This is a genomic window from Luteibacter sp. (assembly GCF_035539195.1).
Lineage (GTDB): Bacteria > Pseudomonadota > Gammaproteobacteria > Xanthomonadales > Rhodanobacteraceae > Luteibacter.
The window spans coordinates 1-10,204 of sequence record NZ_DATLIW010000024.1 but is presented as its reverse complement, the minus strand read 5'-3'; the positions used below and the strand labels follow the sequence as shown (position 1 = coordinate 10,204).

The following is a 10,204-nucleotide window of genomic DNA, read 5'->3' as shown; positions in this document are numbered from 1 at the left end:
CATGCGGCCAACGGACAGATCCCGCCAGCCATCCACGAAATGCTGTCGGTCCGAAAAACGCCCTATCGGGTGTCTAGAAATACTTGACCACTTCAGGGCGCCAAGGTCTCCCCGCGAAACGCCCAAGTGTACAAAGCGATGGCGCAGCCGAGCCCCGCGAGGCCGAAGGCGAGCCATATGCGAGATGCGCGGTGCGCAAGATTGCCGGACATGCAGAGCGCTCGGCACAGGTAACCCACGAGGAAGTTTTCTTCCAGCGACATCGCTCATGAAAGCCTCGCGAAAGTCTTTGAGGGCGCTCGCGTTTCTTTACGCGTTTTTATGTTGACGGCTTCTTCGCCGGAGGCGTACGATCCGCCCGCCGATCATGTGGTCGGTCTTCCCCCAAGTGGAATCCATGGATAGTTATCCGAGTCGACAGGCGATCGCGGACACCGCGTTTGTGATCGCCCTCAACGTGAATGTCCGCGCGCAAGGCGTGGGCGAGTTCCGTCACGGATAACTCGCTCACCTCCGGCCGCGGGCTGGAGGTGTGCCATGTTCAAGATCGTATTTTCCCTTTTTTCGCTTCCCGCGGCCGTCGGCACCGCCGTGCGTGACGTCCTGCCTGCGCGTGTTCCCGCGCGCAGCGATGGCCTGCGTCGCAGCGGATTGCACTGTGTCTGGCGACGCGACGCATCGTCCGGACAGCTTCGCAGCTACTGGTCCGGGTCGGACTGACGCCAGCGCAAACACGGTGCCGGTCAGACATCCACTGTCACCTTTCCTCACTAGCATTCGGCACGTGTCGCAACGCGGCACGTTGCCGTTCGACGTCTCATGCAAGGACGTTCCATGAAAGCATTTCGCTTGATTGTCTTGCCGGCGATTCTCTTGCCGGCCCTCTTCGTCGATGGTTGCTCTCGCGCACCCGCGGCAAACGCGGTGGCCGAGGTGCCTGCCTTCACCGTCAGCCACGGGCTGGTTCATTTGCCCGCGGAGTCTCCCCTCCGCCGCGAGATACGCGTCGACGCCGTGACTGCCAGCGGGGGCGCGACGACGGCCATGTACCCGGCGATCATCGAAGGTGATCCGGCGCGTTCGTCGACCATCGTCTCGCCGGCGATCGGGCGCGTCGTCGCCCTGGATGTCGGCCTGGGCGACCACGTGCATAAAGGCCAGGTACTGGCCCGAATTCTTTCCGGTGACGGCGCGCAGGCTTACGCCGACAACGCTCGCGCCAGCGATGCGAGCGACCTCGCACGGCGCCAGCTCGATCGTGCCATCGCCGTCCAGGGTGCGGGTGGCAACGCCAGCAAGGACGTCGAAGCCGCGCGCAGCGCACTTGCCCAGGCCGAGGCCGAGCAGGCGCGTTCGCGCATCCGCCTGGCTGCCTTGCAGGGCGGTGGCGGGGCGCCTTCGCGCAGCCACGAACTCGTCCTGACGGCGCCGTTCGATGGCTCGATCACGTCGCTGAGCATCGCCGCGGGGTCGACTGTGAACGACGTGACCGCGCCCTTGATGACCGTGACCAACCTGGATCGTGTATGGGCCACCGCCAACGTGCCCGAGGACGCGGCGGCCATGGTGTCGGTGGGCGACGCGGCCCGCATCTCGCTCAGCGCCTATCCGGGCATGCAGCGCGTGGGCAGCGTCGGCTCGATCAGTGCCGTGCTGGATAACGACACCCGTCGGATCAAGGCGCGTATTTCGCTGGACAATCCGGACGAGCGTCTGAAGCCGAACATGTTCGCGACCGTCTCGTTGCAGCAGGCGGGTGCGCCTGGCGTGGTGGTGCCGCAGACGGCGCTGATCATGGACAACGACCGTGTCAGCGTCTTCGTCGAACGTGGGCCATGGACGTTCGAACGACGCGATATCGATATCGGCAGTGACAATGGCAGCGTTACCCAGGTGCTTCACGGCCTTGCCGTGAACGAGCGTGTCGTCGTTCGAGGCGGAGTGCTCCTGCAATGATTGCGCGCCTGATGCGTTTTTGTTTCCACAGGCGCGGGGTCGTTGCCGCCGTGATGTTGCTGGTGGGCGTTTACGGCTATTACGCGTCCACGCAGCTTGCCGTCGAGGCCTATCCCGAACTCAGCGACGTCACCGCGCAAGTGACCACCCAGGCGCCGGGCCTGGCCGCCGAGGAAGTCGAGCAGCAGATCACCACGCCGCTGGAACGTGCCCTTGCCGGTGTGCCGCATCTGGCCAGCATGCGGTCGAGCAGTACCTTTGGCCTGTCACTGATCACACTGACGTTCGACGAGAGCAGCGAGGACTACTGGGTGCGCTCGCGCATACGCGAACACATCGAGGCGGTCACCTTGCCGCCGGGCGTCACCGCCGGGCTGGATGCGGTCAGTGGACCGGCGGGCGAGATCTACCGGTATACGCTCGAGTCGCCGTCGAAGAATCTCATGCAACTCTCCGACCTGCAGAAGTGGCTGGTGATTCCCGCCCTGAAGAAAGTGCCGGGTGTCGCCGAGGTGGACAACTTTGGCGGCTTCACCAAGGAGTACCGCCTCGACATCGACCCCTCGGCGTTGCTGCGCTTCGGTATCGGCGTCAACGACATCATTACCGCTATCGCCAGTAACAACGCCAACGCCGGCGGCGGCCGGGTGAGCCGCGGCGAACAGTCGTACGTCATCCGTGGCGTGGGCCTGGTGCGGTCGCTGGGCGACATGGGTGCCATCGTGGTGACGCAGAAGAAGGGCGTGCCGGTGTTCCTGCGCGACCTGGGTACGATTACCTATGGGCACCAGACCCGCGAAGGCATCCTCGGCAAGGACAACAATCCCGATGCGATCGAAGGTATTGTCGACATGCTCTTGCACGAGAACGCGTCGCGCGTCCTGCAGGGCATTCATGCCAAGGTCGACGAGCTCAACGCGACGCTTGCCGCGCAGGATGTGAAGATCGTTCCCTACATCGATCGCGACGTGCTGGTGAACGCGACGGTCGAGAAGGTCAAGCACACGGTGCTCGAAGGCATCGGACTGGTATGCCTGGTCCTCATCCTGTTTCTGGGCAGCCCGCGCAGTGCCCTGGTAGCGGCGGTGACCATTCCGTTCGCCCTGGCCGTGGTCTTCGTCCTCATGCATGCGTTCCATATGCCGGCGAACCTGTTCTCCCTGGGCGCGATCGATTTCGGCGTCATCGTGGATGGCGCGATCGTGGTGACGGAGACCATCGTGCGCCGTCGCGAGGCGATGCCCCTGCAGGTGCTTTCCGGCGATGTCGTCCTCGAGGCGGCGGGCAAGGTGGCGCGTCCGATCTTCTTCGCCACGCTGATCATCATGACCGCGTATGCGCCGCTCCTGGCCTTCGAGCATGCCGAAGGCCGGCTGTTCGCACCGATGGCGTGGACCGTGGGTTTCGCGCTGCTGGGTGCGCTCGTCGCCACGCTCGTGCTCATCCCTGGCCTGGCCTATCTCGCCTTGCGCCGTCCGCGAAAGGTATTCCACAACCGTCCTCTGGAGCGTTTGCAGATGGCGTACGGCCGTGGCCTGACGCGGTTGCTTGGCCGTCCGCCCATCGCCTGGGGCGTGGCGGGCGCGACGGTCCTGGCGGTGGTCCTGCTCGGGACGACGGTGGGGCGTGAGTTCCTGCCGGATCTCGACGAGGGTGCCCTGTGGGTGCAGGTGCAGTTGCCGTCCGGCCTGTCGCTGGAAAAGGCCAGCAGCATGGCCAACGACTATCGGGCGGCCGTGCGGTCCTTTCCCGAGGTCTCCTATGTCGTCACCCAGCTGGGGCGCAACGACGACGGCAGCGACCCATGGACGCCGTCGCACATCGAGTCCGGTGTTGGCCTGACGCCGTACGACACCTGGCCTGCCGGTGAGACCAAGCAGGACTTCGTCGCCAAACTCGATGCGCGCTTGCGCACCCTTCCTGGCATCAGCGCGGGTATCAGCCAGCCCATCGTCGACGGCGAGAACGACAAGCTCGGTGGTGCCCATAGTCCGCTGGTGCTGCGCATCTATGGCACGGACTTCAAGGAGCTACGCCGTATCGGCAACGCGGTGGTGGATGTACTGCACCAGGTCGACGGCACGGCCGACGCGTCGATCTTCGAGGAGCCGCCAACGGCCCAGGTGGCGATCGAGGTCGATCGCGAGGCCGCCGCCCGCTATGGCATCAGTGTCAGCGACATCAGCAACCTCGTGCAGGATGCCGTCGGTGGGGCGCCGATCTCGCAGGCCTACGTGGATGACCGCATCTACAACATCACCGCGCGTGTTCCGCGAGAGATCGTCAGCAGCCCCGGCCGATTGGGCGAGCTGACGCTCACCAGCAGCGCCGGTGCGCAGATTCCCCTGTCGATGGTCACCAGGATCGTGACCCGTTCGGGCGAGGCGACGATCGCGCACGAGATGGGCCAGCGCAACCTGATCGTCCGTATCGATACGCGCGGCCGTGCCTTGTCGCAATACCTCGCCGACGCGGACCGCCAGATTGCCGAGAAGATACGTTTCGACACGTCGGCCTACCACCTGCAATGGGCCGGGCAATTCGAGAGCCAGCAGCGCGCGCAGTCGCGGCTGGTCGCGGTCATGGTGATGGTTCTCGCGGTCATGACGATCTTCCTGTTCGCGGAGTTCGGCAAGCTGCGGCAGGCCGCACTGGTGCTGGGCGTGGTGCCGCTGGCCGCACTGGGCGGCTTGCTGGCGGTGACGCTTCGCGGTGAGACATTGAACATCGCCACGGCGGTCGGCTTCATCGCGCTGTTCGGCGTGGCCGTGCAGAACGGAGTGATCATGGTGTCCAACATCAATCGTGTGAGAGAGAAGGGGGCGTCGCTCGCCGACGCGGTGCTCGCCGGGGCGACCCAGCGATTCCGCCCCGTCTTGATGACGGCCACGGTAGCCACCGCGGGGATGCTGCCGGCGGCACTGGCCACCGGTATCGGTACGGACGTGCAACGGGGGCTGGCCACCGTCGTGGTCGGTGGCCTGGGTGTGGCGACGCTGCTCACCCTGTTCGTGTTGCCCGCGCTGTACTTCGCCGTGGAGCGAGCCGCCGAACGGCGTGTGGCCACCAGGCGTGCCACGCAACGGGTGGGTAACGAAGGGAGTGCGTCATGAAGCGGATGGCTTGCCTGATACGCCGCGCCTTGACGGTCACCTTGCCGCTCGCGCTGATGGCTTGCGCCGCGGGGCCCGACTTCCGGCCGCCCGCGAACGACCACCCGGAGCACTTCCTGCCGCCGGCGGTAACGGCTGCGAACGAAGGGCCGACATTCGACGCGCACGCCGCGCCGCCCGCCGCATGGTGGATGGCTTACCGCTCGCCCGAACTCGATGCCCTGGTGGCACGGGCGCTCGCACGGCATCCGGACATCGCGGCGGCGCAAGCGGCACTGGCGGCGACACAGGAGATGGTAGAGGCGCAGCGATCGGCGTTCTTTCCGTCGGTGAGCGCGGCGTTCCAGCCTACCCGGCAGAAGACCGCCGGTACGCTGTCATCTGTGCCGGCCTCCGGTGCCTACATCTATAGCCTGCACACCGCGCAGTTGAATGTCGGCTTCACGCCGGATGTCTTTGGCGGCAACCGTCGCCAGGTGGAAGCGCTCGCGGCGCAGAGCGACGTCGCCCGTTTCCAGCTGGAGGCGACGCGTGTCACGCTGGTGGCCAATCTGTGTACGGCGGTGGTGAATGCGGCCGTGTTGCGTGAGCAGCGGGACATCACGCAGCGCCTGGTCGCCGGGCAGCGTGACAGCCTGGCCATACTGCAGCGCCGTCGTGATGCCGGTGACGCCGGCGACGCGGATGTGCTGCTCCAGCAAGCGTCGCTGGCGCAGACGCTGTCGACGCTTCCGCCGATCGAGAAAGCACTCGGCCAGGCCGAGGATGCGGTAGCCGTCCTGACCGGTGCCTTCCCGGATAGCTCGACCTTGCCGCTGCCTGCGCTGGAACAACTGTCATTGCCGGCGAGTCTGCCGGTAAGCGTTCCTGCGCGGCTGCTCGAGCGGCGTCCGGATGTCCTGGCCGCCCAGGCCCAATGGCATGCGGCCACCGCGCAGATCGGCGTGGCCGAGGCCGCGCGCCTGCCCGATGTGCAGATCGACGCGACGCTCGGTAGTTCGGCGGATCGCATCAGTCGTCTGTTCTCCGCGGGCACGGGCCTTTGGAGCCTTGCCGGGAACCTCGCCGCACCGCTCTTCGACGGCGGTGCGCTGGCCCATCGTCAACGCGCGGCGGAAGCGACCGAGCGGCAATACGCGGCGGTGTATCGGAGCACGGTGTTCACCGCCTTCGGCAATGTCGCCGACGCGCTGCGTGCCGTGCAGTCCGACGCCAGCGCGGTGGCCGCCACCGGGCAATCCAGCGCATCCTGTGCCCGCAGCTATGCCATCGCCCGGGCGCAACTGGCCGCAGGCGACCTGAGCATGCAGTCGCTGCTACTCACCCAGGCCGCTTGCCAGCAAGCCGACCTGGCGAAGGTGCAGGCCGAGGGTAACCAGTTGGCCGACGTGGCGGCTCTATTCCAGGCACTCGGCGGCGGATGGTCCGAGGAGGTTGGCGTTCCGGAAGCCGGCGCTCACGCCAAGGCGGCAACGAAGCGCATGACCACAGCATTCATGCAGTAACGCAGCCCGGCCGCCTCCGGGCCACCCTGTTGCCCTCCACGTAGCTTGCCCTGCATGTGGCTTGCCCTCCATGTAGCTTGCCCTCCATATGGCTAGCCCTCCATGCAGGTTGCCCTCCATGTAGCTTGCTCTCCATGCAGGTTGCCCTCCATGTGGCTAGCCCTCCATGTGGCTAGCCCTCCATGTGGGAGCCGCTTCAGCGGCGATTAGGCAAATCGGCCGCGGCGTCAGCATCGGTCAGCGAAATGAACGCCAAGGCCAATGAGGTGGGCCGTAAAGGACTTGTCTATCATGTGCGGCGATCGCCGATGAATCGGCTCCTACAGGGGCGTTATGCGGCGTATGGCACGAAGTGCATCGCGACGGCATTCATGCAGTAACGCAGCCCGGTCGGGTCCGGACCGTCGTCGAACACGTGCCCTAGATGCGCATCGCAGCGAGCGCAACTCACGGCGATGCGCTCCTCGAGCAGGCTCTTGTCGCTGGTCTGCACGATGTTCTTCTTCGAGATCGCCTGATAGAAGCTAGGCCAGCCGGTACCGGAATCGAACTTGGTCGCTGAGTCGTACAGGGCCGTGTCGCAGCAGATGCAGCGATACAGGCCATTGGCATGGCTGTCATAGCCCTTGCCGCTGTAGGGCGCCTCGGTGCCCGCTTCGCGGGTGACGTAGTACGCCTGCGTGCTCAGTTTCTCCTTCCACTGCTCTTCGGTCATGACGACGCGGGGCACGGAACGGGTGTCGATCAGTTTCTTGTTGGCGCCGAACTCGTCCAGGGTGACGTTCCCGCCCTTTGCCGGTGGCGCGTCGGCGGCCATGACGGGCCGCATGCCGCGGAGGAGGAAGGGCAGGGAAATCGACGCGACCGCAGTCGCGGCGAAAACACCCAGGAAGCGGCGACGATCGGGATCGGTGCTGCGCATGGAGCCTCCGTAAACAAGGAAGGGCGCGAGGTCGCGCCCTTCCCTTAGAGACCGGACTTCCGGTCGAAGGCTTACAACCGGGTCAATCGTTCACCCAGTGGCATTCGCGGTGCGTCTGGTAGGTGGCGTTCTTGTCCTGATGGTTCTTCTGCACCTGGTTGCCCACGTAGCCGCCCGCGACAGCGCCACCCACGGTGGCCAGGGTCTTGCCCTTGCCGCCGCCCACCTGGTGGCCCAGAAGGCCGCCAGCCACCGCGCCGACGCCGGTACCGATCAGGCGGTTGTCGTCGCGGGAGTGAATCTGTTTGGTCTCGACGTCACGGCATACCTGGTGCTGGCTGCGGTGCTGTGCCTGGGCCGGCGGGGCGCTCACGGCGGCTCCGGTAGCGAGCACGAACGCCGTGGCGGCGAGCAGATGGGTCTTCATGGCAGGTCCTCCTTTTCGGTGGCCTTCAGGGATACCGCCGGTGCCGTGACGGATGGGTCAACAGGCGGCCTTTCGGTCGCCTTGATCGACATGGCGTATGGCCGCGGTTTAATCGGCGTGCCACGGGCTTCGGCTACGGCCTCGGTCAATTCGGCGCCGAGCAGCAGGATCAGGGCCGAGTAGTAGACCCAGACCAGCAGGACGACCACGCCGCCGGCTGGGCCATAGGGTCCGCCGACGTTGCTGCGTTCGAGATAGATGCCGATGGCGAACTTGCCGACGACGAAGAGCAGGGCGGTGAGGCTGGCGCCGATCATCGCGTCGCGCCATTCGATGACCGCATCCGGCAGCACCTTGTAGATGGCGCCGAAGATGAGTACGAACACGCCGAACGAGATCACCGTCTCCAGCACATGCCAGCCCGCCGTGCCGCCGCGCACGAACACGGCGATCATCGCGCTGGCCGAAAACGAGATGACCAGCAGGAAGGCGAGCGATAGCAGCAGGCCGAGCGCGTGCAGGCGGGCGCGCAACCAGCCGAGGATGGCGTGCGTGGCCTTGCCGGGGCGTGGCTGCAGGCTCCACACGCGATTGAGCGCGCCCTGGAGCTGGGCGAAGACTGCCGAGGCACCCACCAGGGTCACGCCCAGACCGATCACGCCGGCCATGCTGCCCACGCTGGGCTTCTGCTTGGCATTCTCGATGACCAGTCGGACGGCCTCGGAGGCTCGCTCGCCGACCAGGCCGTTGAGGCTGTCGATGAGCTGGGCCTGCCATTCGGGGCGCAACGAGGCCACCACCCACAGCAGCAGCACCAGCAGGGGTGCGAAGGACAACGCCGAGTAGAAGGCCAGGGCCGCGGCACGGGTCATCAGTTCGTCGTCACTGAACCCCTTGGCGGTCGTGCGGACGACGGTCACGCCCAGTTTGAGCCTCGAATCCACAGGTGATCTCCGTTGTACGCCGGCCAACGCAGCTTCGTGGGATGCACGCGAAAATCGCGTGGATGTGGGGCGACTACGGCGCGGGCGGGACGGACGTGCCGTGCATCCGGCTGATAGCGGCAGGAATGCCCTCGGCCCCCTTCACCTCGATCACCCTCTCGTTAAAGGCGAAATCGGTATCCGTCTCGTACGACCAGGTGCTGTGGTACGGCATGTACACGCCCCATCCGCCCAAGTCGACCACCGGCGCGATGTCCGAGCGCAACGAGTTGCCGACCATGGCGAAACGCTCCGGTGTCACGTCGAACTCGCGGAAAAGACGTGCATAGGCCGCCGGATCCTTCTCGGAGACGATCTCGATGCGGTGGAAGACATCGGCGAGGCCGCAGCGGGCGACTTTGTATTCCTGGTGGAAGAGGTCGCCCTTGGTGATGAGCACCACACGATGTTCGCGGGCCACGGCTTCGACCGCGGCGCGGATACCGGGGAGCAGCTCGACCGGATGGGCGAGGACATCCTTGCCCAGGCGCACGATGCGGTGGATGTCGCGAGCCTCGACACGGCCTTCGGTGAGTTCGATCGCCGACTCGATCATCGACAGGGTCATGCCCTTGGCGCCATAGCCGAACAGCTTGATATTGGCGCGCTCGGTGTTCAGCAGCGCCTCGCGCAGGCCCTCGCGTTCGAGATCGATATAGCGGCCGAGGATGGCCTCGAATTCATCTTGTGCGCGATCGTAGAACTCCTGGCTGTGCCAGAGCGTGTCATCGCCGTCGAAGCCGACCAGGTCGATCATGGGTACAAGATCCGGGTATTGGCAGTGGGGTAGGATAGCGCGAGCACCTATCGCCGATGAACCGGCTCCTACTCAGAGCACGCACCGATATGCCCGGCTACGAATTCACCGACATCGCCTGCCCCTATTGCGGCGAGACCATCGAAGTCGCCGTCGATACCTCGGGCGGTAGCCAAACGTATATCGAGGATTGCCAGGTGTGCTGCCGGCCGATCGTGATGCGCCTGGTCGTGGACGAGGGCGACGAGAGTTTCGATCTGACGGCTTCGGCGGAGAACGACGGGTGATCGGATCAAAAATGGTTCGACGCAAACTTCCGGGGGCGCTGAAGGCATAGGTTCACTCGCTTCGCGAGTGCGTGTTATCAGCGGCTGATGCCGCGGCAGCGGGCTGGGACGTTGCGGCGCAGAGCCTTCGGTGCCCACCCTCGCTGCTCAGACAGGTCCTCCGCGTTCGGTGCGGAAGGCCGCTTCGCGGCGTGTCTTATATGGCCTGCGGCCGCTCACTTGTGCGGAACTCGCCTCGAGGGTGGGCACCGAAG

General features: G+C 65.6%; 9 protein-coding genes. 5 read left to right on the top strand and 4 right to left on the bottom strand.

Annotated elements, in window-relative coordinates; translation table 11 throughout:
• Nucleotides 1-537 precede the first annotated feature (537 nt).
• The 4 genes from VM621_RS06780 (at nt 538) to VM621_RS06765 (ending at nt 6,574) form a co-directional block, all read left to right on the top strand.
• The gene (locus tag VM621_RS06780; protein WP_325468210.1) at nt 538-720 is read left to right on the top strand and encodes a hypothetical protein; all 183 of its coding nucleotides are present in this window, start codon (nt 538-540) and stop codon (nt 718-720) included.
• Nucleotides 721-834: 114 nt separating this feature from the next.
• Entirely contained in the window at nt 835-1,956 is a 1,122-nt protein-coding gene (locus VM621_RS06775; RefSeq protein WP_325468209.1) for an efflux RND transporter periplasmic adaptor subunit, read from the top strand.
• The gene (locus VM621_RS06770) at nt 1,953-5,069 is read left to right on the top strand and encodes a CusA/CzcA family heavy metal efflux RND transporter (RefSeq protein WP_325468208.1); all 3,117 of its coding nucleotides are present in this window, start codon (nt 1,953-1,955) and stop codon (nt 5,067-5,069) included. Before VM621_RS06775 ends, VM621_RS06770 begins: the two co-directional genes overlap by 4 nt.
• Nucleotides 5,066-6,574 (top strand): efflux transporter outer membrane subunit, encoded by a 1,509-nt coding sequence (locus VM621_RS06765; RefSeq protein WP_325468207.1) that lies wholly within the window; start codon nt 5,066-5,068, stop codon nt 6,572-6,574. The genes VM621_RS06770 and VM621_RS06765 overlap by 4 nt, the downstream gene beginning before the upstream one ends.
• A gap of 331 nt (nt 6,575-6,905) precedes the next feature.
• Here the strand turns inward: VM621_RS06765 and msrB are convergent, their stop codons facing one another.
• From msrB to VM621_RS06745, 4 genes are all read right to left on the bottom strand, one after another.
• Complete coding sequence (msrB, locus tag VM621_RS06760; protein WP_325468206.1) at nt 6,906-7,496, bottom strand: peptide-methionine (R)-S-oxide reductase MsrB; 591 nt, start codon at nt 7,494-7,496, stop codon at nt 6,906-6,908.
• 82 nt (nt 7,497-7,578) lie between these two features.
• Complete coding sequence (locus VM621_RS06755) at nt 7,579-7,923, bottom strand: glycine zipper 2TM domain-containing protein (RefSeq protein ID WP_325468205.1); 345 nt, start codon at nt 7,921-7,923, stop codon at nt 7,579-7,581.
• A complete protein-coding gene (locus VM621_RS06750; RefSeq protein ID WP_325468204.1) occupies nt 7,920-8,867 on the bottom strand; it encodes a YihY/virulence factor BrkB family protein in 948 nt (315 codons plus the stop codon). Before VM621_RS06750 ends, VM621_RS06755 begins: the two co-directional genes overlap by 4 nt.
• 73 nt (nt 8,868-8,940) lie before the next feature.
• Entirely contained in the window at nt 8,941-9,663 is a 723-nt protein-coding gene (locus VM621_RS06745; RefSeq protein WP_325468203.1) for an HAD family hydrolase, read from the bottom strand.
• 56 nt (nt 9,664-9,719) lie between these two features.
• Here VM621_RS06745 and VM621_RS06740 point away from each other — a divergent pair, with 56 nt between their 5' ends.
• On the top strand, nt 9,720-9,950 hold the full coding sequence (locus tag VM621_RS06740; protein ID WP_414674503.1) for a CPXCG motif-containing cysteine-rich protein: 231 nt from the start codon (nt 9,720-9,722) through the stop codon (nt 9,948-9,950).
• Nucleotides 9,951-10,204: the final 254 nt, after the last annotated feature.

Bases quoted from the DNA above. Each gene is read 5' to 3' on its own strand.
- VM621_RS06780 (WP_325468210.1), top strand. From the start codon at position 538: ATGTTCAAGATCGTATTTTCCCTTTTTTCGCTTCCCGCGGCCGTCGGC.
- VM621_RS06775 (WP_325468209.1), top strand. From the start codon at position 835: ATGAAAGCATTTCGCTTGATTGTCTTGCCGGCGATTCTCTTGCCGGCC.
- VM621_RS06770 (WP_325468208.1), top strand. From the start codon at position 1,953: ATGATTGCGCGCCTGATGCGTTTTTGTTTCCACAGGCGCGGGGTCGTT.
- VM621_RS06765 (WP_325468207.1), top strand. From the start codon at position 5,066: ATGAAGCGGATGGCTTGCCTGATACGCCGCGCCTTGACGGTCACCTTG.
- msrB (WP_325468206.1), bottom strand. From the start codon at position 7,496: ATGCGCAGCACCGATCCCGATCGTCGCCGCTTCCTGGGTGTTTTCGCC.
- VM621_RS06755 (WP_325468205.1), bottom strand. From the start codon at position 7,923: ATGAAGACCCATCTGCTCGCCGCCACGGCGTTCGTGCTCGCTACCGGA.
- VM621_RS06745 (WP_325468203.1), bottom strand. From the start codon at position 9,663: ATGATCGACCTGGTCGGCTTCGACGGCGATGACACGCTCTGGCACAGC.
- VM621_RS06740 (WP_414674503.1), top strand. From the start codon at position 9,720: ATGAACCGGCTCCTACTCAGAGCACGCACCGATATGCCCGGCTACGAA.